The 23672-nt window shown below is 49.2% G+C and carries 20 protein-coding genes; 9 read left to right on the forward strand and 11 right to left on the reverse strand.

All coding sequences use genetic code 11. The annotated features are described in order from the left end of the window. Nucleotides 1–25 precede the first annotated feature (25 nt). Complete coding sequence (locus tag EDD67_RS02505; protein ID WP_121440434.1) at nt 26–1402, forward strand: YjiH family protein; 1377 nt, start codon at nt 26–28, stop codon at nt 1400–1402. Between the two features lie 329 nt (nt 1403–1731). Here the strand turns inward: EDD67_RS02505 and EDD67_RS02510 are convergent, their stop codons facing one another. The 3 genes from EDD67_RS02510 to EDD67_RS02520 form a co-directional block, all read right to left on the reverse strand. Beyond that, complete coding sequence (locus EDD67_RS02510) at nt 1732–2115, reverse strand: RidA family protein (protein WP_121440435.1); 384 nt, start codon at nt 2113–2115, stop codon at nt 1732–1734. Nucleotides 2116–2136: 21 nt separating this feature from the next. Next, entirely contained in the window at nt 2137–3087 is a 951-nt protein-coding gene (gene coaA / locus EDD67_RS02515; RefSeq protein WP_121440436.1) for a type I pantothenate kinase, read from the reverse strand. A gap of 160 nt (nt 3088–3247) precedes the next feature. Continuing rightward, nucleotides 3248–3997 carry an SDR family NAD(P)-dependent oxidoreductase gene (locus tag EDD67_RS02520; protein WP_162843778.1) on the reverse strand — a complete coding sequence of 250 codons (750 nt, stop codon included), beginning with the start codon at nt 3995–3997 and terminating at the stop codon, nt 3248–3250. 194 nt (nt 3998–4191) lie between these two features. Here EDD67_RS02520 and EDD67_RS02525 point away from each other — a divergent pair, with 194 nt between their 5' ends. The 3 genes from EDD67_RS02525 to EDD67_RS02535 all read left to right on the forward strand — a co-directional run bounded on the left by EDD67_RS02525 (nt 4192) and on the right by EDD67_RS02535 (nt 6808). Continuing rightward, entirely contained in the window at nt 4192–5358 is a 1167-nt protein-coding gene (locus EDD67_RS02525) for a M20 family metallopeptidase (RefSeq protein ID WP_186806002.1), read from the forward strand. Nucleotides 5359–5376: 18 nt separating this feature from the next. After that, nucleotides 5377–6069 carry an aspartate/glutamate racemase family protein gene (locus EDD67_RS02530; protein WP_121440439.1) on the forward strand — a complete coding sequence of 231 codons (693 nt, stop codon included), beginning with the start codon at nt 5377–5379 and terminating at the stop codon, nt 6067–6069. 70 nt (nt 6070–6139) lie between these two features. Then, entirely contained in the window at nt 6140–6808 is a 669-nt protein-coding gene (locus tag EDD67_RS02535) for a type 1 glutamine amidotransferase domain-containing protein (protein ID WP_121440440.1), read from the forward strand. 635 nt (nt 6809–7443) lie between these two features. On the opposite strand, the gene EDD67_RS02540 is transcribed toward EDD67_RS02535, so the two are convergent. The 5 genes from EDD67_RS02540 to EDD67_RS02560 all read right to left on the reverse strand — a co-directional run bounded on the left by EDD67_RS02540 (nt 7444) and on the right by EDD67_RS02560 (nt 14543). Next, the gene (locus EDD67_RS02540) at nt 7444–9090 is read right to left on the reverse strand and encodes a glutamine--tRNA ligase/YqeY domain fusion protein (RefSeq protein ID WP_121440441.1); all 1647 of its coding nucleotides are present in this window, start codon (nt 9088–9090) and stop codon (nt 7444–7446) included. A gap of 56 nt (nt 9091–9146) precedes the next feature. After that, on the reverse strand, nt 9147–10340 hold the full coding sequence (locus EDD67_RS02545; protein ID WP_121440442.1) for a class I SAM-dependent rRNA methyltransferase: 1194 nt from the start codon (nt 10338–10340) through the stop codon (nt 9147–9149). Between the two features lie 97 nt (nt 10341–10437). Next, the gene (locus EDD67_RS02550) at nt 10438–11871 is read right to left on the reverse strand and encodes a glycosyltransferase family 2 protein (protein ID WP_093074481.1); all 1434 of its coding nucleotides are present in this window, start codon (nt 11869–11871) and stop codon (nt 10438–10440) included. A gap of 9 nt (nt 11872–11880) precedes the next feature. After that, on the reverse strand, nt 11881–12918 hold the full coding sequence (locus EDD67_RS02555) for a HEAT repeat domain-containing protein (protein WP_121440443.1): 1038 nt from the start codon (nt 12916–12918) through the stop codon (nt 11881–11883). Continuing rightward, the gene (locus EDD67_RS02560) at nt 12915–14543 is read right to left on the reverse strand and encodes a diguanylate cyclase domain-containing protein (RefSeq protein ID WP_158638255.1); all 1629 of its coding nucleotides are present in this window, start codon (nt 14541–14543) and stop codon (nt 12915–12917) included. The genes EDD67_RS02555 and EDD67_RS02560 overlap by 4 nt, the downstream gene beginning before the upstream one ends. Nucleotides 14544–14739: 196 nt before the next feature. Between EDD67_RS02560 and EDD67_RS02565 the strand changes: the two genes are divergently transcribed. The 3 genes from EDD67_RS02565 to thrB are packed head-to-tail and all read left to right on the forward strand — an operon-like array spanning nt 14740 to nt 18013. Next, the gene (locus tag EDD67_RS02565; RefSeq protein ID WP_093074475.1) at nt 14740–16038 is read left to right on the forward strand and encodes a homoserine dehydrogenase; all 1299 of its coding nucleotides are present in this window, start codon (nt 14740–14742) and stop codon (nt 16036–16038) included. Further along, nucleotides 16038–17096: a threonine synthase gene (gene thrC / locus EDD67_RS02570; protein WP_121440445.1), complete on the forward strand. Its 1059-nt coding sequence runs from the start codon at nt 16038–16040 to the stop codon at nt 17094–17096. The genes EDD67_RS02565 and thrC overlap by 1 nt, the downstream gene beginning before the upstream one ends. Beyond that, on the forward strand, nt 17093–18013 hold the full coding sequence (gene thrB, locus EDD67_RS02575; RefSeq protein ID WP_121440446.1) for a homoserine kinase: 921 nt from the start codon (nt 17093–17095) through the stop codon (nt 18011–18013). The genes thrC and thrB overlap by 4 nt, the downstream gene beginning before the upstream one ends. Before the next feature lie 62 nt (nt 18014–18075). On the opposite strand, the gene EDD67_RS02580 is transcribed toward thrB, so the two are convergent. Continuing rightward, complete coding sequence (locus EDD67_RS02580) at nt 18076–18849, reverse strand: Cof-type HAD-IIB family hydrolase (RefSeq protein WP_121440447.1); 774 nt, start codon at nt 18847–18849, stop codon at nt 18076–18078. Between the two features lie 174 nt (nt 18850–19023). Between EDD67_RS02580 and metA the strand changes: the two genes are divergently transcribed. Together metA and EDD67_RS02590 are read left to right on the forward strand one after the other, a co-directional pair. Beyond that, on the forward strand, nt 19024–19938 hold the full coding sequence (gene metA, locus EDD67_RS02585; RefSeq protein ID WP_121440448.1) for a homoserine O-acetyltransferase MetA: 915 nt from the start codon (nt 19024–19026) through the stop codon (nt 19936–19938). Between the two features lie 45 nt (nt 19939–19983). Continuing rightward, nucleotides 19984–21477, forward strand: a complete 1494-nt coding sequence (locus EDD67_RS02590) for an alpha-amylase (protein WP_121440449.1) — start codon at nt 19984–19986, stop codon at nt 21475–21477. A 41-nt stretch (nt 21478–21518) separates the two neighbouring features. On the opposite strand, the gene EDD67_RS02595 is transcribed toward EDD67_RS02590, so the two are convergent. Then, the gene (locus EDD67_RS02595; protein WP_121440450.1) at nt 21519–22886 is read right to left on the reverse strand and encodes an aspartate kinase; all 1368 of its coding nucleotides are present in this window, start codon (nt 22884–22886) and stop codon (nt 21519–21521) included. Nucleotides 22887–23061: 175 nt separating this feature from the next. Continuing rightward, nucleotides 23062–23670, reverse strand: a complete 609-nt coding sequence (locus EDD67_RS02600; RefSeq protein WP_121440451.1) for an FMN-dependent NADH-azoreductase — start codon at nt 23668–23670, stop codon at nt 23062–23064. Nucleotides 23671–23672 lie beyond the last annotated feature (2 nt).

Below are 23672 nucleotides of genomic sequence, written 5' to 3' on the forward strand. Positions count from 1 at the left end.
ATCTACTAGACGAGGTGAACCAGTTATGACAAACGAACCGGCGAAGACGGAAAGTAACCAGGGTTCTTTGCTTAAATTTCTCATTCCTTCGCTGATCGGCATCGCTCTTTTTATGACGCCGATCCCGGCTGAGGCAGGGGTCACGATTCCGATTGCGCTGCTTTCTGAAGCACTTGAAGGGGCACTGTATCCATGGTTGCCCGCAATTATGACAGGATTGATCGCTGCCAGTTTTTTAGGCACCGTCATTCAAAAGGGCTTTCGTCCGCATGTGATGAATCAAAGCGCTTTTTTATCGAACTTGTTTGATGTCGGCCCGTTTTGGCTGACGATTCGGCTGCTTGCAACGATTTTTGCTGTTTTGACATTATTTCAAATCGGTCCGGAGATGATTTATCATCCCGATACCGGCGGCCTCTTGCTGGAAGGATTGCTGCCGCTCTTGTTCTCGATCTTCTTCTTTGCCGGACTTTTCTTGCCTTTGCTGCTTAATTTCGGTTTGCTCGAGTTTTTCGGCAGCTTGTTGACGAAGATTATGCGTCCGCTGTTTACCCTGCCCGGGCGTTCGTCGATTGACTCCTTGGCTTCATGGCTCGGCGACGGCACGATCGGTGTCATCATGACAAACAAACAGTACGAAGAAGGCTTTTACTCAAAGCGGGAAGCTGCTGTTATCGGGACGACGTTCTCGGTTGTTTCGATTACTTTTTCGCTCGTCGTTATTTCTGAAGTCGGCCTTGAGCATATGTTTTTGCCGTTTTACTTCACCGTGATCGTTGCCGGCGTCATCGCTGCTTTGATTATGCCGCGGATTCCGCCGCTGTCTAAAAAGCCGCAAGCATACGCGGACGGTAAAGAACGCGACACCGACGAAGCGCTGCCAAAAGAATACGCTTCCCAGTCTTTCGGCGCGGCAAAGTTCGGTCTTCAGCTCGCTAAAAAGCGCGCCGCGGAAAATACGAGCGTTCCGGCATTTTTTAAATCCGGAAGCAAAAACGTCCTTGATATGTGGCTCGGCGTTGCCCCGGTTGTTATGGCCTTTGGTACAGCGGCGTTGATTATTGCCGAAAATACCCCCGTATTCACTTACATCGGCATGCCGTTTGTCCCGCTGCTTGAATTAATGCAAGTGCCCGAAGCAGGAGCGGCGGCAGAAACGCTCATTGTCGGGTTTGCCGACATGTTCCTCCCGGCCATCTTTGCCAGCGGCATTGAAAGCGAGATGACCCGCTTTATCATTGCCTGCGTCTCTGTCTCGCAGCTGATTTATCTCTCTGAAGTCGGCGGCGTTATTCTCGGGTCAAAAATTCCGCTTAACCTTGGCGAATTGTTTATTATCTTTATTGAACGAACGCTCATTACGCTGCCGATCATCGTGCTCATCGCGCATATGATCTTTTAATTCTACTGATTAGAATACAAAAACGCCCGGCTTCTTTCACCTGAAGGTATCACTGCAACATCGCCGCAGGAGAAAGCCGGGATGCTGGGTCATCCTCTTTTTTTAAAGCGAGTGTATTCATAAAAAAGAAGCCATGCATCCACTCCTCCGACGCCTCCGGGAAAGCAAGAGACGAAGATCCGTATTCGGCGGTCTGAGACCGCCGAATACTAGCTGAGTCCTTGCCCGGGGCAAGCGGAGGGTAGTGGATTCATGGCTGACCTAAAAATATAGTTTGTCTACAGTCTGAAACGCCCGGCTTCGCTCGTATAGAGCAGCCGGGCGTTTTATTACGATTGTTTGGCGATGACCTCGACTTCCACGCGGGCATCTTTCGGCAGCTGTGCAACGGCGACAGCACTTCGGGCCGGATACGGCTCTTTAAAGTACGAAGCGTAAATGTCATTGACATGATGAAAATCATCCATATCCTTTAGAAATATCATCGCTTTAATCACGTCATTCATGTCACAGCCCGCTTCTTTCAGAACGGCTTTTACGTTTTGCATCACTTGATGTGCTTGGTCTTCCACGCTGTCCTGCATTGTCATCGTCTCCGGATCGAGCCCGATTTGCCCCGACGTGTAAACAACGCCTTCGGTAATGACTGCTTGAGAATAAGGCCCGATCGCATCAGGTGCATCGTTTGTTTGAATGGGTGTTTTATTGCTCATCATTTATCGTTCCTTTCTCGGTTAAAGTTTGCGCATACGAATTTCATTGACGAGGTGGTGATTGCCTTTTTGCAAAATTAAATCCGCACGATGCCGAGTCGGCAAAATATTTTCATGCAGGTTTTTGCGGTTGATTCGTTCCCAAATCCCCTTCGCCGTTTCATAAGCCTCTTCATCCGGCAAATCGGCGTACTTGCGAAAATACGAGGAAGGGTTGCGAAATGCGGTTTGACGCAATGTTTTAAAGCGTTCGACATACCAGTGAAAAATATTTTCTTCGGCAGCATCTACATAGATGGAAAAATCAAAGTAATCCGAAACAGAAACTTGGTCGCTGTCATCGCCCGGCTCAATTTTCGGCGGCTGCAAAACATTGATTCCTTCAATGATGACGATGTCCGGCTGATACACGATCTGCTTTTCATCCGGTACTACATCGTATGTTAAGTGCGAATACACCGGTGCCTCCACTCGTCTTTTTCCCGCTTTTAAATCTTCTAAAAACGTCAAAAGTTCTCGGGTATTATAACTTTCCGGAAACCCCTTTTTATCCATAATCCCGCGGCGCTCCAACTCCGCATTCGGGTGAAGAAAACCGTCGGTCGTGACTAGATCGACATTCGGATGACCGTCCCACCTGGACAGGAGCGTTTTCAATACACGGGCGATTGTACTTTTACCGACCGCTACACTGCCAGCGATGCCGATAATATAAGGCACTTTCTTTTCTGTCGTCTGCAAAAAATACGACCGGTTTCGGTGCAGTTCTTGCGCCGCTTTTGTATGAAGATGTATTAACCGCGTTAACGGCAAATAAATCTCCGCAACTTCCTGCATATTCAATACATCGTTCACTCCGCGCAAACGGTCGATTTCATCTTGTGTGACTTCCATCGGATGAGTTTGACGCAAGGACGACCACTCGTGCCGGGAGAACGTCATAAACGGTGACAAGTTATCCGTCGTTTCCATCAATATCTATGCACCTCATTTTGCCTGATCAGCGTTGATGTATTTAAAAAAATCATACCATGAATAAGAAGCCCCTTCCAGAGGAAAGCGCTTCACAAATTATACCACACGTTCTCAGCGGATTGAATCACAATGTTTTGCAAATGAGCTGCGCGGCTTCTTACTTTTTCCCGCCGTCCAAACGGATGATTTCACCGTTGATCATCGGATTTGAGATGATCGACTTAACGAGCAGCGCGTATTCATCAGGGGAGCCGATCCGGTATGGAAAGATCATTTCCGCTTCGATTTTTTCTTGCACTGCTTGCGGCAAGTTTTCATACATCGGTGTATAAAATGCGCCCGGCGCAATCGTGATCGCCCTGATCCCGTAACTTCCGAGTTCCCGAGCCAGCGGCAGCGTCATACTCGCCACCCCGCCCATCGCAGCGCTGTAAGCTGCTTGGCCGATCATCCCGTCATACGCGGCGGCTGCAGACGTTTGAATGATCACCCCCCGTTCGCCATCGTCATTGACTGTATTGTTGCGCATTGTCTCTGCAACGAGTCTCGCAACGTTAAACGAACCGGCAAGGTTGACTTGAATGATTTCATTAAAGATATCGAGCGAATGAACCCCTTTTTCTTTACAAAGATTTTCGATATGACAAATGCCTGCGGTGTTCACGACCCCGTGAATTTCACCGAACCGGTTGAGTCCGCGGTCGATCGCATTGCGCATTTGATACTCCGAGGTGATATCTGCCTTTTCAAAACTTGTCCGCGCACCGATATCTTCTTGAACAGCCCGGCCGCGGAGCTCATTTTGATCAACAATAACCACAAGCGCTCCGTATTGCACGAGCATTCGGACTGTTGCTTCTCCCAGTCCCGAAGCACCGCCGGTAACAATAAACACCGAACCCTTCATATCCAAATGAATCCCTCCTTCGTTCACGCATACTTCTATTTGTAAACTTTGCTCTTATTTTGGAAATATCCTGCTCGTGTAAAACAAAAAGGACTTATTACCCATTCAGTCACAATCTCTTCCTTGCCCTTTCACGAACGGTGCGATACATTGAAAACAAAAGCGAAACGCAAAAATTACAGGAGGATTTGTTGATGAAAGAACAAATTATTGAAACGATCGATACCCACCGCTCTGCCTGGAAGGCGATCAGTCAAGATATTGGCAACCGCCCGGAGCTTGGCGGCGACGAGGTTTTTGCCAGCAAGACGCTAACGGAAACATTGGAAGCGCACGGATTTAGCGTCGAAAGAGCTGCCGCGGGAATCCCGACAGCGTTTCACGCCGTTTATGAAAGCGGAAAAGAAGGCGGGCATATCGGTTTGATGTGCGAATATGATGCGCTCCCGGATCTCGGCCACGCGTGCGGCCATAATCTTATTGGCACGCAGGGTGTTGCTGCGGCGATCGGGCTTAAACGGGCCGCTGATCAAGCCGGGGGAACGATTCACGCGTTCGGCACACCGGCGGAAGAAACAAATGGAGCAAAAGTGACGATGGCTGATGCCGGGATGTTTGACGGGCTCGATGCCGCATTGATGGCACACCCGGCGGACGCGTATGTGAAGAGCGGTTCTTCCTTGGCGATGGATGCGATTCAGCTGTCATTTCACGGCAAGAGTGCCCATGCTGCCGCTGCGCCGGAACACGGCATCAATGCGCTCGATGCTGTACTGCAAACATTCAATTCCATTAATGCGCGCAGAGAACATTTGCGTGGTGATGTTAAAATTCACGGGATTATTTCTGCAGGCGGTCAAGCGCCGAATATCGTTCCCGACTATGCAGCTGCAAAGTTTTACGTCCGCGCTGCCGCTCGTGAAACGTGCAATGATGCAGCAGCTAAGTTAATCAACGCGGCAGAAGGTGCTGCACTGGCTTCCGGGGCGCGGCTTGACGTGAGTTATTATGAATATTCGTACGACAACATGATCACAAACGGCCGATTATCAGCATTGTTTACTGAACAACTCGTATCGCTCGGAATTGCTGAAAAACACATTCAAGAACAAGACAGCGGCGGCGGTTCTTTGGATATGGGCAACGTCAGTCAGCGCTGTCCGGCGATCCATCCGTATATTCAAATCAGTCAAGACGCCGTTCAGCCGCACACTGCTGAATTTCGGACCGCTGCATTAAGCGAGCAAGGTTTTGAAGGAATGATTATCGGTGCGAAGGCGCTCGCATTAACAGGAGCTCAGATCCTGAACGATCCTGAACTCCGAGCTAACATTCACCGCGAGTTTTCCGCACGCTTTTAAGCGAAAGGAGGGAGCCTTATGAAAACGATTGGAATGGTCGGCGGGATGAGCTGGGAGTCGACGATGGCGTACTATCGCTGGGTAAACGAAATGGTTCAAAAACAGCTTGGGGGACTGCATTCGCTTCCGTGTCTGATATCCTCGGTTGATTTTCAGCCGCTTGCCGACATGCAGCATAACGGAGATTGGGACAAAGCTGCTGCGTTTTTAGCAGCCGAAGCGCAAAAACTTGAACAATCCGGAGCTGAGGCTGTCATGTTATGCACAAATACGATGCATGTCGTCGCCGATCAGGTCGAAAAGGCCGTCTCGATCCCGCTCTTGCACATCGCCGATGCCGCTAGTAACCATATTACCCGGCACGGGTTGACCAATATCGTTCTTCTCGGCACGTCGTTTACAATGGAACAGCGCTTTTATCGGGACAGGCTCGCGTCACACGGGATTGAAACGGTTATCCCTGATACGATGGCGAGAGAACGGGTTCATAACATCATATTTGATGAGCTGTGTCTCGGTATTACCGAAAATGCTTCCCGCGATTATTTGCTCGATGTGATTCATTCGCTCGTCAATGACGGCTCAGAAGGCGTCTTGCTCGGATGCACGGAGCTTTCGATGCTTTTAAAGCAGTCCGATCTTGCCGTTCCGCTGTTTGACACAACAAAAATGCACGCCGGCGAGGCTGTGCGTTTTGCGTTAAGCGACTGATGTTTGCACTTTTTCATCCAAGGGTATCGGTGTTCTGTGAAGAAAATTGATTGAGGAGGCACGATCGATAATGAGTAAAAATATCCTGATGGTCCTGACAAGCCACATGACATTAACGGAAAATAAATCAACCGGTTTATGGCTCGAAGAATACGCCGCTCCTTACGCCAGCTTCATTAAACAAGGGTACAACGTTACCGTCGCCAGTATTGAAGGCGGGCAAGTTCCGCTTGATTCAAACAGTCTTCCTGAAGAGGAACACCCTGAATGGCAAGAAGCGCAAGCACTTTTAACCAATACAGAAAAGCTCGGCGAAGAACACGCAGAAGCTGAATACGACGCCGTATTCCTTCCCGGCGGCCACGGCACGGTGTTTGATTTCCCTGATCATTCGATCTTGCAGCGTTTAATCGCCAAGCAGGCGGACAATGGCGCGGTGATCGGTTCTGTCTGTCACGGGCCGGCGAGCTTAATTAACGTCACGCTCGACGACGGCACTCCGCTTGTTAAAGGGAAAAAAGTCAATGCGTTTACTGACGACGAAGAGCGGGAAATGCAGCTCGATCATGCCGTTCCGTTTTTACTCGAATCGACGTTGAAAGAACGCGGCGCCGAGTTTGTCCGCGGCGACAACTGGAGTGATTTCTCCGTCCGCGACGGCAATCTCGTCACCGGGCAGAATCCGATGTCCAGTCAAAGTACCGCCGACAAAGTCATCGAAGCACTCGAAGAACACTAACCGCAGCAAAGCCCTTCTCACGCTAAGGTGAGAAGGGCTTTTAAACTGTAGACGAACGGTTATTTTGACGTAAGCCGCGAAGCCGCTAACCTCCGCTTGCCCCGGGCAAGGACTCAGCTAGCATTCGGCGGTCTGAGACCGCCGAATGCGGATCTTCGTCGCTTGCTTTCGAGGCTGCTGAAAAAGTTGATGATCAATTGGATGCCTGCATATTTATTCTTTCTTATAGATTGAGAGGTGTTATGAGACCGGAGCAAACTCGACGCCTGCGGGAAAAGCAACTGCCAATGTATTTGCGACGAGTAACCGCAGGAGCAGAAGACCCCGCAAGAAGCGGTTTCGCTTCTGAGGAGGCTTAGGCGTTGCCCGCGGCAAGCGAGTTTGTGCAGGGCTCAAAATATTCTGCATTCTATATGGCTTATAAATAAACACCGACTTCGATTATCCAGCACTTTTTCAGCAGCCTCCTTGCTTTCCCGGAGGCGTCGGAGGAAGCGGCGACGCGGCGCTCGCCCGCAGGATATAAGCCGGACGATGCGTCGTCATCCGGTCTCTAAACAAGTTGACGTCAGACTATGTCAACACTTAAAAACCCTTCTCACCGGAAAGTGAGAAGGGCTTTGTTATGCTCTCTTTTACAGTTTAAATGAGCTTTTCAGTTCGACAATCCGGTTAAAAACCGGTTTATCTTTGTTGGAAATGTACGGATCGACGTTAAAGTAACCGTGGCGGAAAAACTGAAACTTGTCATGCGGCTTCACATCCGCCATGTTCGGTTCGATAAATCCATCGGTCACCTCGAGTGAATCGGGATTAACGAAATCGAGGAAGTCGTCGCCGCTTTTTTCATCATCAATCAGCCGGTTGTACAGACGGAATTCGGCGGCTTTTGCCTGTGATGCTTCGACAAAATGAAGCGTTCCCTTTACTTTGCGGCCGGTAAAGCCGCTGCCGCTCTTCGTTTCCGGATCGTATGTGCAGTGAATTTCGGTTACATCGCCGTTTTCATCTTTGACATAGTCATGGCAATGAATGAAATACGCGTGCTTTAAGCGGACTTCATTGTCCGGAAAGAGGCGGAAGTACTTCTTCGGCGGATCTTCCATGAAATCGCTCTGCTCAATATAAATCTCCCGCGAAAACGGAATTTTGCGCGTTCCCATTTCCGGGTTTTCCGGATTGATTTCCGCATCAAGCCATTCGATCTCACCTTCCGGCCAGTTTGTAATCACGACTTTCAGCGGTTTTAATACAGCCATCGTCCGCGGCGCTTTTAACTTCAAGTCTTCGCGGACAAAATGTTCGAGCATGCGGACGTCGACGAGATTATCCGATTTCGCGACCCCGATCTCCCGGCAGAACGCTTTGATCGCTTCAGGGGTATACCCGCGGCGGCGCAACCCGGAGATCGTCGGCATCCGCGGGTCATCCCAGCCGTCGGCGTAATCTTCATCGATCAGCTGTTTGAGCTTGCGCTTGCTCATCACCGTGTTTGTCAAATTCAAACGGGCGAATTCAATTTGTTTCGGCTCGGCAGCAATATCGGTTTGCTCAATCACCCATTCGTAAAACGGACGCTGATCTTCAAATTCCAGCGTACAAATCGAATGCGTCACACCTTCAATCGCATCTTCGAGCGGATGGGCAAACGTGTACATCGGATAAATGCACCACGTATCACCCGTGTTATGATGCGTGGCATGCTGGATCCGGTATATGACCGGATCGCGCATATTAATGTTCGGCGATGCCATATCAATCTTTGCCCGCAGCACCTTTTCACCGGTGGCAAACTCCCCGAGCTTCATTTTTTCAAACAGCTGGAGATTTTCTTCGACCGTCCGGCTCCGGGATGGGCTTTCTGTTCCAGCCTCTTTCAGCGTGCCGCGATAAGCGCGGATTTCCTCTTGTGAAAGATCTTCAACGTACGCTTTGCCCTGTTCAATTAAACGCACCGCCTGGCGGTACATTTCATCAAAATAATCGGACGCAAACCGCAGTTCACTCCACTCGTAACCGAGCCACTCGATGTCCTCTTTGATCGATGCGATAAATTCTTCATCTTCTTTCAGCGGATTCGTATCATCAAAACGAAGGTTCGTTCTGCCGCCAAATTCCTCCGCCAGCTCAAAGTTTAACACGATCGATTTCGCGTGTCCGATATGCAAATAACCGTTCGGTTCCGGCGGAAAACGGGTAACGACTTCATCGTAGCGTCCGTTTTTCATATCTTCTTTGACAATATGTTTGATAAAATTCGATGAACTTTCCTGTTCAGTCATCGGCCTCACCTTTCTTTATTGAAAAATGGTAAACACGGCTGCCGCCGGCAATCAGTTCAGTCTTTCCGGCGGATAATCAACACTTTCAAGTAATTGCTCTGCAAATCTTGTTTATTATAACGGAAATCGTCAGGCAAGGAAAATGTCTCAAGCACCTCATAGCGGATCCCTGCTTCTTGAAACGCTTCATCGACAAACCGGCGGAATTTTTTCGGCGAAATCTTCCCGTGATTCGTCGATGCAACGATAATGCCGTTTTCTTCGGTCAGCTCAAGCGCCTCGCCGACGAGTTTGCCGTAGTCTTTTGCAGCGCTGAACGTCCGCTTTTTCGCCCGGGCAAAACTCGGCGGGTCTAATATAACCATTCCGTAACGCAGCCCTTTCTTACGTGCATACGTCATATAATCAAACACGTCTTGAACAATCAAATGATGATCGTCGGGGTCAATTCCGTTCATCGCAAACTGTTCGATCGTTTTGTCTTTGCTCCGCGCTGCGACATCAACACTGGTCGTCGTCGATGCCCCGCCAAGAGAAGCAAAGACCGAAAATACCCCCGTATAACTGAAGGTATTTAAGACCGTCTGTCCTTGTGCATAGTGGTCCATAACCGCTTTTCTTACATCACGCTGATCGAGAAAGACGCCGGTCATCGCCCCGTCATTTAAATCAACGGCAATGTTCACGCCGTTTTCGCGGACGATCAGCGGGAATTCTTGACGCTCGCCCCATACATAATCGTCGCCTTCAACATATTGGCCGTCCGTTGCAAAACGCCGTTTTTCGTATATGCTTACGGCGCCGGTCATCCGAATTAAGCTGTCGAGAATCATTGGCTTTAACTGATAGATGCCTTCACTGTACCAATGGACCGCAAGATTGCCGGCGTAATAATCGACGACTAATCCGCCGATCCCGTCCCCTTCTCCGTTAAAGAGGCGAAACGCGTCGGTTGACTCATCTTGATAAAACGGCGCGCGCAAGCCGATCGCTTTGCCGATCAGATGATCGAAAAACGACTGGTTGATGTCTGTATCTGCCTGACGGGTCAAAAGCCAGCCGATCCCTTTATTTTGCCGGCCGTAATAGCCTTTGCCGACATACGTTCCGCTTTCAGACACGACCCGTAAAATATCCCCTTCCTCACCGAGGTCCTCAGGGTTCGTCACTTCGTCTTGCAAGAGCAGCATCCGCCCGTTTGCCAAATCTTTCGCATGGTCTTCTTTCACTCGTACTGTCTTTATCTGCATATAGCTCACTCCGTTCTATTCACTTCTCACATCATACCGGATTTCAAACGGATTGAAAACAACAAAAAAGCTTATCGAGCCCGGAGATTTATTCAAGTCACTCTTCCCTTTTCAGTTCTTTGCCGGCTAAACCTCTGCGCTGCATATCTCCCCAGGCAGGTGATTTTTTAAAAAAGGCGATTAGCCCGTTTATGCGGTAAAAAACCGTGAGCGGCCGGTACCAAAATGATTCCGTTAACGCGCAAAGATAAAGAACATATAAACTTTTAATATCCTCGTATTTATGATAGGTCCATTCCTCGAGCAGTACAGCAAATGAGGAGAGAAGCGATCCGTACAATACTGTCGCAAAAAAGATCATCACAATCAGTTCCGTATTCGTTTCGGCAAAGTAAAAAATCCCGAACAAAATAATCACATAACCGAGCAGTTCAAACACAGCGCTTAACAGTTCGACAAACAAATAATACGGCATCGAGATCATCCCGAGCCGCCCGTAAGCCGGGTTAAAGATCATTTTTTTGTGCTTAAACAGCGTTTCCGCCAACCCGCGCTGCCAGCGAACACGCTGTGCGCGCAGCACTTTAGCCGATGAGGGGGCTTCCGTCCAACAGACAGGGTCTTGGATATACTCGATTCGCTGAGATGATTGTTCATCCCGAAGCGACCGGTGAATACGGACGATTAATTCCATATCCTCGCCGACCGTGCCCGTATCGTAACCGCCGACTTGAATGACGCGGCTTTTTTCGAAGACGCCGAAAGCGCCCGACACAATCAAAAGCATATTCGCCCGGCTGAATCCGAGGCGACCGATCAAAAAGCCGCGAAAGTATTCAATGATCTGCATAATTTCCAGCGGTTTTTTCGGCAGCGAAATCCGTTTGATCACGCTGCCGTCAATCTCACAGCCGTTCGCGATGCGAACCGTTCCGCCGGTGACGGTGACTTTTCCGTTAGAGTCGATAATCGGCTTCATCGTTTTAAGCAACGCATCTTCTTCCAACACGGAATCCGCATCAATCGCAGCAAAATACGGATAGCGGGAGAAATTAATTCCGGCGTTTAAAGCATCCGCTTTTCCCCCGTTCTCTTTTTCGAGCAAAAATAACTGCGGAAACAGCTCCGATTGATAAACAGCGGTCACCGCTTCAGTAGTCATGTGCTTTCGTACTGAGTAAGTCACTTTTGTCATCGCAAACTCGTGAATAACTTTTTCAGCCGTCGCATCCTTTGAACCGTCATTGATGACAATCACTTCGTACTCCGGATAATGAACCGATAGCAAAGAGCGAATCGAAGTCGTGATCCCGACTTCTTCATTATAAGCAGGCACAAGAATCGACAGCGGATACGTATCTTTATGAAACGACAGTTCTTCAATCTGTTCCTTGCGGTTTAATTTTCTCTCCCGGCGGATCTTTGGCACGGCCGTTAAAAATAAGCCAACGTACAATAGCGAGACGGCAATCATATAAGCAACAACGAACCAGACAGCAGCTTCAGCGGCATACATCAGCCAGTTTTCCATTTTAATGCCTCACCCTTTCATCGTCAGCATACGGTTGGCCATATCTCTCGCAAACGGATCCGTGCTTGCTGCGGCAATTTCGTTAAGCGTCTCTTGCCCGTGATCCAGTGATTTTACCGCTTCCGCCGCTGCGTAGCGAACCCACCAAACCGGGTCTTCCATCAGCGAAGTCACCTTGTCTGCATGCTCATTAATGATGGCTGCGCCAGTCACTTTCGCCGCGTACATCCGCTCTTCCCAATAGTCTGAGTTAAAAAAAGGCGCCAACTTTTTCGGATCAGATATATATTGATAGTGGACCAAACTTTTTAATGCTTTCAGCCGCACTTCTTTTCGGGCATCCGTCAAGTATTTTTCAACGGTCGGTAAAAATCTTGTTGCACCGGTTTCCCCGTAATATGCGAGCACCGTTGCTAATGTCTTTTCGGGCAGCTGCTCCAAACGCTCCTCCGTTAAACAAGCGGCCAATTGATCTGTTTGAACACGATTTAACAGATCTTTTATGAGCTGAACGGACAAGTCAGTGCGCGCACAGATTTCCGCCACCGCGCGATCATCCTGCAAAGCCGCCATCGTCCGTAAACATTGGCGCGTTTCCTCATCGTCATGATTCAAGACGATTTGATACCGTGCGTAAACCGCGTCCCGGAGCGAATTCATCCGAAAATCTTCTATAAAATACAGCGCATTTACCCGCGCTGACCAATCCCCGCGGTTTAATACCTGTTCGTAGTCGGCTGCCAACAGCTCCTCTGCCGCCTGTTTGATTCTGTTTCTTTCCTGTTCATTCGAGGTGCGATCAGATAATTCTTCAAGAATCCATTCTGTGACGTCTCTTTTCACATGCCGATCCGCCGGAAGTCTCGGTAAATAGGTGGTCTCATTGCTGATATAATCCATAAAAGCGGGAAGCAGTTCTGCGCGGTTTTCAGCAAGGCGTTGTGATTTGCCGATCAACCGCCATTTACTGATTGTCATGCTCACGAGCAAACCTGTCTGAATCACGAGCAATACCATAACCGTCCACACAGCCAATTCAATCGTCATCTGACAAACATCCTTTCCGCTAACCGGTTTAACCGCAAAAAGAGCTGGGCTGCATTAAACGGCTTTGCGAGATAATCGTCCGCGCCCAGCTTTAATGCCGTTTCGATTTCGTTCTCGTTTTGACGGGACGTGAGCATCGTAACAATCATCCGTTTGGCCGGTGCGTCTGCCCGGATATGCTTTAATACTTCTAAGCCGTCCATATGCGGCATAATTCGGTCCAATACGATGACATAATAGCGCTCTGGATCGTACCAATCTTCGTGTAAAAATGTCCGCCCGTCACTGTATGTTTTAAAGTCAAATTCACACCCCCCAATAAGCGGCTCTTGCCGGACTTGCCGGCGAATCATCTCGCGGACGATCGGATCGTCATCGACAACGATAAACGTGACCGCCGGTTGAGCCGCTGATTTATTCATGTCATGTGTGAACAAACAGTCTTGATTGCGCCCGGACATTTTCGCTTTGTACAAAGCATCGTCGGCTCCACTGATCAGTTCATCGACGTGCCGAGTTTCTTCATCAGCAGCGATCACACGAATACCGGCTGAAAATTGAATCGGAACAGAATGATCTGAACGAGAATCAATCAATCGTTCATTTAGACGAACACGAAGCGCAGAAAGTTTCAGTTTGGCTTCCTTAACTGACGGACGATTGAAGATAAAGGCAAATTCTTCTCCTCCGTAGCGGCAAAGAATATCTTCATTTTCAGCAACAGTTCCGCACTCTTGAACAAACGCCTGTAACACTTCATCACCTTTGGCGTGTCCGTGAAGGTCATTCACCTGCTTGAAATGGTCGAGATCGATCAAGGCTACGGCCAACCCGGCGTGTTCGTTCTCGCGTATCCGCTGCAGGCGGTAGGAAAGTTCCCGGTTTAAAAACCGCCGGTTGTATGCCCCCGTCAGTTCGTCTTTTAAAACCGCGCGGTTGACGTAGTCGCAAAAACGGGCGCGGTTAGAGATCAGCGCGCTGATTTCTTCACTGTTTTTATCAGCGGGAATATAATCCATCACACCCGACGCGTAGACGTTTTTCGCGTCGGCCGGATTCAGGTCTTTTGCGGTGACGATCACCGGAATAAAATCGGTTGCCGTTTTTTCGAGCAGCTGTTGACGCATTTCTTCGTCCGGGCTGAATAGAAGAGAATCATCGATAAGCACAACGGATGGCAGCGTGTCATACAGCTGCTTCAGTCCGCGTTTTAAATCAAAGGCGGCGATCACTTGAAAACCGCTCGCTTCTAAAAGGTTTCTGCGGCTGACGATATGATCCATGTCGGTGCTGATCACGAGAACGAACTGGGGGGATGCATTTCCTGCCGCCGCTTTTTTGTTTTCACTCATTTCTTCTGCGGACGCTTGGACACTCAGCGGGGAATAAGCTGTAAAAAGGCGTTTCCATTCACTTTCTTCCCACATCCGCGTACTTTCCTCATTTAAGTGCGCCAATGTATCGCTCGCCCACTCATACCAATCTGTTAACCCGGTCACTTGCGCAGTCCCCTTCAACCGGTAAAAAAAACGATGCAGTTCGCTTTCAAGAACCGCTTGTTTTTTCCGCCAGCGATCTGTAATCTCTTTCGTTTGCCGCTCGAGTGTTTTATAATGTTCGTTCATCGCTGTCACCTTTATATATGTCTTTATGCTTACTGCTACATTATCAGACTTTGAAATCGATCTCAATTTCAACAATACGGTGATAACCGCGGCTATTTTGCCATATCGGTTGAAGTTGACGGTCATTGCGTCTATAATGTCTTTTAGACAAACACAAACGTACACGAAAAAAAGACGTCAGTCAGGAGTGTTTACCATGCAACAAGCTATGAACATCGGATTACTCGGGTTCGGGACAGTCGGATCGGGAGTTTTGCAAATCATTCAGGAACATCAAGATAAGCTTTACCACCAGATTGGCTGTGGAGTCACTGTTAAAAAAATTCTCGTCAATGACTTGGAAAAAGAACGTCCCGGCTCGTATACACAAGAGCAGCTGACAACAGATGCTGATGAGATTTTAAAAGATCCGGAAATCGATGCGGTCGTTGAAGTGATGGGCGGGATGGAAGAGGCCCGCCTTTATATTCGCCAGGCGCTTGAGAACGGGAAAAACGTCGTCACCGCGAACAAGGATGTCATGGCTGAATACGGCTCTGAACTTCTCGATGTTGCCGATGCGAACAGCTGCGATTTGTATTATGAAGCCAGTGTTGCCGGCGGCATTCCGATTTTGCGCACGTTGGTCGAAGGGTTGGCATCAGACCGTATTACAAAAATGATGGGAATCGTCAACGGCACGACTAACTACATTTTGACGAAAATGACGAAAGAAGGCCGCCTCTACGAGGAAGTATTAAAAGAAGCGCAAGCATTAGGGTATGCAGAAGCCGATCCGTCTTCCGATGTCGACGGCCTTGATGCTGCCCGGAAGATCTCGATCCTCGGTACGCTCGGCTTTTCGATGAACCTCGATCTTTCCGACGTAAAAATGACCGGCATTCGCAATGTCACAAGCGAGGATATCCAATACGCCAAGCAGCTCGGCTATACGATGAAACTGATAGGTCTGGCAAGCCGCGATAACGATGAAGTTGAGGTGAGCGTCGAGCCGGCGCTCGTACCGAGCGATCATCCGCTCGCTTCGGTCGACGACGAGTTTAACGCCGTTTACGTCTACGGCGAGGCCGTCGGCGAAACGATGTTTTACGGCCCGGGCGCCGGCAAGCTTCCGACCGCCACAGCGATTGTCTCCGACCTCGTCAATGTGCTGAAAAATAAGCGCCTCGGCGTGAGCGGGAACAGTTTAGTTTTGCCGCAGTTTGACAAAAAGCTCAAAGCCGATGAAAATATTGATACGAAATATTTAATGCGGATTCATGCCAAAGACTTGCCGGGAACATTTGCCAGCTTGACGGCGCTGTTCAGCCAGCACGGCGTCAGCCTCGAAAAGATTTTGCAAGTGCCGTTAAACGAAGGGAAATTGGCTGAAATTATCGTTGTCACGCACAGCGTTTCGCGTAAAACGTACGATGACGTGCTGGAGAAATTGAATGAAGCGGATGAAATTGTTGAAGTTAAGAGCAGTTACCGCGTGGAAGGAGAAATCAAGTAATGTGGCGAGGACTGTTAGAAGAATACGGAGCTTTTTTGCCGATTACTGAAAAAACGCCGCTTCTGTCTTTACAGGAAGGCAACACGCCTCTTCTGCCGATGAAGCGTTTGTCGGCGAAACTCGGTGTCGATTTGCATGTGAAATACGACGGTGCCAATCCGACCGGGTCGTTTAAAGACCGCGGCATGGTCATGGCTGTTGCAAAAGCGAAAGAAGCCGGCAGCAAAGCGATCATGTGCGCGTCGACGGGAAACACATCTGCCGCAGCGGCTGCTTATGCAGCCCAAGCCGGTTTGCGCTGTTTCGTCATTATTCCCGAAGGAAAAATCGCGATGGGCAAGCTGGCTCAAGCAGTTGTCTATGGCGCAGAAATCGTCAGCATCGAAGGCAATTTCGACCATGCGCTGCAAATGGTGCGGAACTTAGAACACGAAGCGCCGATTACGCTCGTCAACTCCGTGAACCCGCACCGGATTGACGGACAAAAAACGGCCGCGTTTGAAGTCGTCGATGCAATGGAAAAAGCGCCGGATGTGTTGACGATCCCGGTCGGAAATGCCGGTAACATCACCGCCTATTGGAAAGGATTTAAAGAATACAATGATGCGAAAGCGACCGGCCTCCCGGAAATGCGCGGCTTTGAAGCACAAGGGGCTGCTTCGATCGCGATGAATCAAAAAATTGCCGATCCCGAAACGGTCGCAACAGCGATTCGCATCGGCAACCCGGCGAGCTGGAACCATGCGGTTGCCGCGGCGGATGAATCCGGCGGCAAAATTGATTACGTGAGCGATGAAGAAATTATCGATGCGTATAAAATGCTCGCCCGTGAAGAAGGAGTCTTTGCTGAACCGGCTTCCGCCGCGTCGATCGCCGGTTTGATCAAACAGCTGAACTCGGGCGAAATCAATCCCGGTTCTCGCGTTGTTTCCGTACTGACCGGCAACGGGTTAAAAGATCCGGATACGGCGATTAATACCGCGCTCGTGCAGCCGACAGCGTTGCCGAACGATGAACAAACGGTTTTTGATCATTTGTTGGGACGGGTCGGCTCATGACTGCCTTTCAGCCGTTCACGATCATTGTTCCGGGAAGCACGGCGAATTTTGGACCGGGGTTTGATTCGGTCGGCATGGCGGTAAACCGATATTTAACGCTGTCGGTTACACCTGCCGATACGTGGCATTTTAAGCCGCTGTCCGGGGAATTAGCCGGAATCCCGCATGATGAGTCAAATTTGATTTACACGATTGCCGAGTGGATTGCCGGTGAATACGGTAAAACTCTGCCCCAAGGGGCCCGGGTCGAAATGGAAAGCACCATCCCTCTTTCCCGCGGCTTCGGGAGCAGCGCGTCCGCCATCGTTGCAGGTATTGAACTGGCTGATCAGCTGTTAAACCTGGCGCTTACCGACGAGGAAAAAACACGGTTTGCGAGCATCCGTGAAGGGCACCCCGACAACGTCGCCCCTTCGGTATGCGGCGGACTGATTATTGGAAGCCACCGGTCTGATTCAACCGATATCATCAAAGCCGGCATACCGGAAGCATCCTTTATCGCGGTCATTCCTTCGTACGAGGTGAGCACATCTTCTTCGCGAGGCACCTTGCCTGAGACGATGTCCCACGCAGAGGCCGTTCAAGCGAGCAGTGTAAGCAATGTGCTCGTGGCAGCGATTCTTCGTAACGACTGGGCCCTTGCCGGAAAAATGATGGCAGAAGATCATTTTCACCGGCCGTACCGGATCGCGCATATTCCGGAGTGGAAAAAAGCGGAAGACGCTGCTGCCGGGGTGCCTGTTCACGGTGTGACCCTGAGCGGAGCGGGGCCGATCATGCTTTTTGTCATGCCCGCCGGCGAGGAAAAAGAAGTTCTCACAGCTCTCAATCATACCTTTCCAGATCACACTGTCGAAGAAGTAAAACCGGACCGGCAAGGCGTGCGAACCGTACCGCTGGAAGCGCCGCAAACTTAACAGAGCGTTTAAAAGAGGATGCCACAGTTCATGTGACATCCTCTTTTTACGATCTTTTCAGTTTACAACAGACCAAAGTGTTTTAAACCGTGGACAATTCCGCCGTCATCGACATCTTTCGTTACAAACGAGGCGGCCTGTTTCGTCTGTTCAACACTATTGCCCATCGCAACGCTCTTATCGGTAAACGACAGCATCTCGACATCATTCGGTCCGTCGCCAAACACATAGATATCTTCATGATCGATATTTAAGTGACGGGCGACCGCTTCGATCCCTTTCGCCTTCGACCCTCCCATTGGCAGCACGTCCGTGGAGACAGGATGCCAGCGTATGAAATCGAAATCATTGAAGGTTGATTTATACGGATCTTCTTCCTGTTCGCGGCAAAAAAGCAGCGTCTGAAAAATATCCCGTCCATGCCGGTACGCCGGATCGTAGGGAGGATGAGCGAACTCGAGCGACGCCATCGCTTCCTGGATGAACAAATCTTCCTCGCGGTTAGCGCGCATGCCGTGCTGATCCATATAGACAAGCGGGTGGCCGGTCTTTTCGGCAAACGCCGTCATATCTTCCAGTACGTCAGGATCAAGACGGTTTTTTAAAACAACTTCTCCTTGTGACTCAACGTACTGGCCGTTAAAACTGACGAACGTATCAATACCGAGCGTTTTGCGCAGATCTTTGAACATAAACGGGCCCCGTCCTGTCGCAATTCCGACGAAATGTCCTTCTTCCTGCAATGTCCGAACGGCTTTTTCTGTTTTCTCCGGCAGTTCTTTCTCATGATTTAACAGTGTTCCGTCGATATCAAAAAAAATCGCTTTTCGTTCCATTTCTTCTATCTCCCTTTTCGTTCATCTGTTCAACAGTCGTCTATACCTCTGTTCATTTTCTCACATTCGATTCTTCCATGCAAATCACGGCATATTCGTTTGTACTTTTCCCCGCAGCTGTTATAATGATATTTATCGAAAATTCTAACGATTGTTTATTACGGAGGTTCAGCTATGCCGATCAATATACCAAAAGAACTGCCGGCTCGGCAGGTTTTGGAAAAAGAAAATATTTTTGTGATGGATGACGAGCGCGCGCATACGCAAGATATCCGTCCGCTGAATATCGTCATTCTTAATTTAATGCCCGATAAAGAAAAAACGGAAGGGCATTTGCTGCGCCTGTTAGGAAACACACCTTTGCAGCTGAACATTACATTTTTAAAGACCGTCACGTACCAGCCGAAAAACGTCAATCCTTCACACATGGAGGATTTTTACAAAACTTTCGCCGAAATAGAGGAACGAAAATTTGACGGCATGATCATTACCGGAGCACCGATTGAACATCTGCAGTTCGAAGATGTTCAATACTGGGACGAATTGACGGAAATTATGGATTGGGCCGAAGAGCACGTCACCTCGATCATGCACATTTGCTGGGGTGCGCAAGCTGCGCTCTATCATCACTATGGTGTCGATAAATTTCCGCTCGAGGAAAAGTGTTCAGGTATATTCAGTCACCGGATTTTTAACGGCGAGCATAATATTGAACTCTTGCGCGGGTTCGACGATGCCTTCATCGCTCCGCACTCGCGCTTTACAAATATCTCGCAAGCTGAGGTTGATGCCCACCCTGATATACAAATGCTTGCGGTCTCACCTGAAGCCGGACCGTTTCTGATGATGAGCAAAGACGGCAAGCATATCATGGCTACCGGACACTTAGAATACGATACTGTCACGCTTAAAGAAGAATACGAACGCGATCTGAACAAAGGACTGTCGGTACGCATACCGGCTCATTACTTTCCCAACAATGACCCTGACGAGCAGCCGCTTAATTATTGGCGCTCGCACGCTCATTTGCTTTTTTCGAATTGGCTCAATTACTATGTGTATCAAGCTACTCCTTATGAGTGGCAATAAATAAGGAGCCGGACGTAAACGGTCGGCTTCGGACTGGAGAAAGACGTGAAAAAAAATCATACGATGATGCAGTTTTTTGAATGGCATATTCCTGAGCACGGCAAACATTGGGAGGACCTTGCGATTTTAGCCCCGGAATTTCATTCTCACGGCATCGATACAGTCTGGATTCCGCCCGCCTGTAAAGGCATCACCCAGGACGATAACGGCTACGGAGTTTATGACGGCTATGACCTCGGCGAGTTTAATCAAAAAGGCGGCATCCGCACGAAATACGGTACGAAAGTGGAACTCCTTCAAGCGATTGAAATATGCCATTATGAAGGCATTCAAGTGCTCGCGGATGTCGTAATGAATCATAAAGCCGGCGCCGAAAAAACCGAAGCATTTGATGTCGTTGAAGTTGACCCGAACAACCGTCAAGAAGTGATTTCCGAGCCGTTTGAAATCGACGGCTGGACGAAATTCGATTTCCCGGTCCGAAACGGCAAGCATTCTAATTTCCGCTGGAACTATCGCCATTTTAACGGAACCGATTACGATGCCCGGCGCGGACGTCACGGCATTTACCGAATATGCGGCGAAAACCGCGAATGGAGTGAAAATGTTGATAAAGAGTTCGGCAATTATGATTATTTAATGTTCGCCAATATTAATTATCATATTAAAGCGGTTTATGACGAAATGATGCATTGGGGCAAATGGTTCGCCGAAACGACCCGCTGCAACGGATACCGCCTCGATGCGATTAAGCATATCAACCATGATTTTATCCGTGATTTTGTTTGGCAGATGCGCGAACAGTTTGGTGATGATTTTTATTTCGTCGGAGAATTTTGGAATGCCGATTTCGACGCGAAACAAGCCTTTCTTAATCAAGTCGATTACCAAATACACTTGTTTGACGTCGGTCTTCATTACCGTTTTTTTGACGCCGCGCTCAAAGGAAAAGAGTTTGATTTGCGGACGATATTTGACGGAACGCTTGTTGAAGCCCATCCGCTTCATGCGGTTACGTTTGTCGACAATCACGATTCTCAGCCGGGCGAATCGCTTGAGTCATGGGTCGGCGACTGGTTTAAACCGCTCGCTTACGCGCTGATTCTCTTGCGCGAAGACGGGTTTCCCTGCGTCTTCTACGGGGATTACATCGGCATTCGCGGCGATGATCCCATCCCGTCTAAAAAAGAACAACTTGACCCGCTGCTGGATGCACGCGCGCATTTAGCCTACGGGGAGCAGATCGAATATTTCGATCACCCGTCAACGATCGGCTGGGTGCGCCGCGGAACAGATGAACACAGCGGCTCCGGCTGCGCTGTCGTCTTGTCAAACGATCAAGACGGGTTTAAACATATGGCTGTCGGCGTTGAGCACAGCGGAAAAACGTGGGTCGATGTCACCGGCAATCATGAAGGGAAAATAACGATTGATGACAACGGAGAAGCGGAATTTCCTGTCCGCGGAGGAACTGTCTCCGTTTGGGGGCTCGATCACAGCGACCGGCCGGTCACCCTGCCGTTTGATGACGATCAATAATCATAACTAAGCACCGGCTGTTTTTTCAGCCGGTGCTTTGATTATTGAACGGTTTTTTGTTTTTCGAAAAAGGCGTAATATAAGCTTTGCACTGCGAGATCGGCCTTGGCGGCATCGACACCGAACATCATGCTCGTCTCCGATGAACCTTGGTTGATCATCTTAATATTAACCTCCGCCTCTGCGAGCGCGGTTGCCGCTTTTGACGCCACTCCGACTGTTCGGGCCATGCCCTCGCCGACAACCATCACGAGCGCCAAATTGCGCTCAATTTGAACATCTTCAACTTTCAATTCCGTTTGAATCCGCTGAATAATCCGTTCTTCTTTTCCGTTTTCCAGCTGATGTTCACGGATAATGACAGACATATTATCAATCCCGGAAGGCGTATGCTCAAATGATACTTCTTCCGCTTCAAAAATTTCCAGCAAATGGCGGCCGAAGCCGACTTCGCGGTTCATTAAATATTTCGTTAAGTTAATGCTGACAAACCCTTTATCACTTGCAATCCCCAGCACCGGCATATCATCCGGCGTCCGTTCCGCCATAATCCGTGTGCCTTCAGCTTGCGGGTGATTGGTGTTTTTGACAACGATCGGCACTCTCTTTTTGACGACCGGAAGGAGCGCTTCATCATGAAAAACCGAGAAACCGGAGTAAGCCAGTTCACGCATCTCCCGATAAGTCACTTCTTTCATCTCATAAGGCGTCTCAACGAGAGCGGGATTTACGCTGTAAACCGAGTCCACATCAGTGAAATTCTCATATTCAGACGCTTCAACTCCTGCAGCAACGATCGAACCGGAAATATCGGAGCCTCCGCGCGGAAACGTGACAATATGGCCTGTTTTCGAGTACCCGAAAAAACCGGGAATAACTAAGATCCCTTCGCGGTCACGAAGCGTTTTCATCGCCTCATAAGACTCCGGAAGAATTTGCGCATTTCCGGGATCGTCTGTCACATACATCCCTGCCTCATCCGGACTGACATACGAAGCTTTTTCACCGCGCTGCTGCAAGTAGGCAGCCATCAACTTGGCATTTTGATTCTCGCCGCTGGCCTTCAGGCCGTCATATAAGCGTTCAGCGTCGTCTCGATACGTCTCTATTAACCGCGCTAAGTGCTCTTCGATATCCGTCAATACTTCTGCCGGCAGCTTAAGCTCAGTGACGATCGTTTCAAAGCGGGCCATCACTGCTCGAAAGGCGTCTTGTTCATCGCCTTGCTCTGTAACGCGATCCGCCAATTGAATCAGCAAATCTGTCGTCTTTGTATCACCGTCATAACGTTTGCCGGGAGCAGAAACGACAATGATTTTTCGTTCAGGGTCCATCAGAATAATATCCGTTACTTTTTTAAACTGGCCCCCGTCTGCCAGTGAACTTCCGCCAAACTTCACCACTTTCATCAAAAAAACTCCTTCTCTCCAGTATCCTCATTGCCTGTCCCGATAGGGTTTCGGCTAAAATGTATCAACAAGTATACTAGATCGCCCGCCATTGTTCAATGAAATATGAACGAAGATTGCGACTTTTTTGCAAATACTAAAAAACCCTGCCGCAACGTCGGCAGGGTGATTATCATTAAAACGATTTTGCCAGTGTTTCCGCTTCCTCAAGTGCTTGCTGCAAGCGGATGTTCGCCTCATCAGGAAATGTGCTCGTGCCTTCAATCGGCAAATGGTAATAATCTTTAATCCCGATCAAACGAAAAATCGTCCGCAAATAACGGTCGCCGTGTTCAAATCCCGCCATCGGTTCTTCCGAATACACACCGCCGCGCGCTTGGATGTGAAGGATCTTTTTTCCGCCTGCCGTTCCCTCAATCCCTTTATCAGTAAAATTAAACGTATGACCGGGAACAATAAGCTGATCGACATAAGCTTTCATTTCCGGCGGAATACTCATATTCCAAAGCGGGGTCACGAAGACGACTTTTTCAGCCCGTTTGAACTGCTTGACGTAACGGTTCTCAATCGAAGCCGTTTCCGTTTCACTCAAGCTTCCGTGCCGTTCCCAAAGCGAGAGAACGGTTTGATCAAGCCGGGGAAAAGTTTCAGCAAATAAATCGATTGTTTCAATGGTTTCATCAGGATGTTCATGCCGGTATGAGTTGATAAACCGTTCGCCGACTTGCAGACCGTAAGATTGATGTACTTCTTTCGGATTGGCCGTTACATAAAGCAAACTCACGT

The organism is Salisediminibacterium halotolerans, assembly GCF_003814815.1.
GTDB classification, from domain to species: Bacteria; Bacillota; Bacilli; order Bacillales; family Salisediminibacteriaceae; genus Salisediminibacterium; species Salisediminibacterium halotolerans.

Excerpts from the sequence above, each read along its gene's own strand:
- EDD67_RS02505 (WP_121440434.1), top strand. The coding sequence starts at position 26 with ATGACAAACGAACCGGCGAAGACGGAAAGTAACCAGGGTTCTTTGCTT.
- EDD67_RS02510 (WP_121440435.1), bottom strand. The coding sequence starts at position 2,115 with ATGAGCAATAAAACACCCATTCAAACAAACGATGCACCTGATGCGATC.
- coaA (WP_121440436.1), bottom strand. The coding sequence starts at position 3,087 with ATGGAAACGACGGATAACTTGTCACCGTTTATGACGTTCTCCCGGCAC.
- EDD67_RS02520 (WP_162843778.1), bottom strand. The coding sequence starts at position 3,997 with ATGAAGGGTTCGGTGTTTATTGTTACCGGCGGTGCTTCGGGACTGGGA.
- EDD67_RS02525 (WP_186806002.1), top strand. The coding sequence starts at position 4,192 with ATGAAAGAACAAATTATTGAAACGATCGATACCCACCGCTCTGCCTGG.
- EDD67_RS02530 (WP_121440439.1), top strand. The coding sequence starts at position 5,377 with ATGAAAACGATTGGAATGGTCGGCGGGATGAGCTGGGAGTCGACGATG.
- EDD67_RS02535 (WP_121440440.1), top strand. The coding sequence starts at position 6,140 with ATGAGTAAAAATATCCTGATGGTCCTGACAAGCCACATGACATTAACG.
- EDD67_RS02540 (WP_121440441.1), bottom strand. The coding sequence starts at position 9,090 with ATGACTGAACAGGAAAGTTCATCGAATTTTATCAAACATATTGTCAAA.
- EDD67_RS02545 (WP_121440442.1), bottom strand. The coding sequence starts at position 10,340 with ATGCAGATAAAGACAGTACGAGTGAAAGAAGACCATGCGAAAGATTTG.
- EDD67_RS02550 (WP_093074481.1), bottom strand. The coding sequence starts at position 11,871 with ATGGAAAACTGGCTGATGTATGCCGCTGAAGCTGCTGTCTGGTTCGTT.
- EDD67_RS02555 (WP_121440443.1), bottom strand. The coding sequence starts at position 12,918 with ATGACGATTGAATTGGCTGTGTGGACGGTTATGGTATTGCTCGTGATT.
- EDD67_RS02560 (WP_158638255.1), bottom strand. The coding sequence starts at position 14,543 with ATGAACGAACATTATAAAACACTCGAGCGGCAAACGAAAGAGATTACA.
- EDD67_RS02565 (WP_093074475.1), top strand. The coding sequence starts at position 14,740 with ATGCAACAAGCTATGAACATCGGATTACTCGGGTTCGGGACAGTCGGA.
- thrC (WP_121440445.1), top strand. The coding sequence starts at position 16,038 with ATGTGGCGAGGACTGTTAGAAGAATACGGAGCTTTTTTGCCGATTACT.
- thrB (WP_121440446.1), top strand. The coding sequence starts at position 17,093 with ATGACTGCCTTTCAGCCGTTCACGATCATTGTTCCGGGAAGCACGGCG.
- EDD67_RS02580 (WP_121440447.1), bottom strand. The coding sequence starts at position 18,849 with ATGGAACGAAAAGCGATTTTTTTTGATATCGACGGAACACTGTTAAAT.
- metA (WP_121440448.1), top strand. The coding sequence starts at position 19,024 with ATGCCGATCAATATACCAAAAGAACTGCCGGCTCGGCAGGTTTTGGAA.
- EDD67_RS02595 (WP_121440450.1), bottom strand. The coding sequence starts at position 22,886 with ATGAAAGTGGTGAAGTTTGGCGGAAGTTCACTGGCAGACGGGGGCCAG.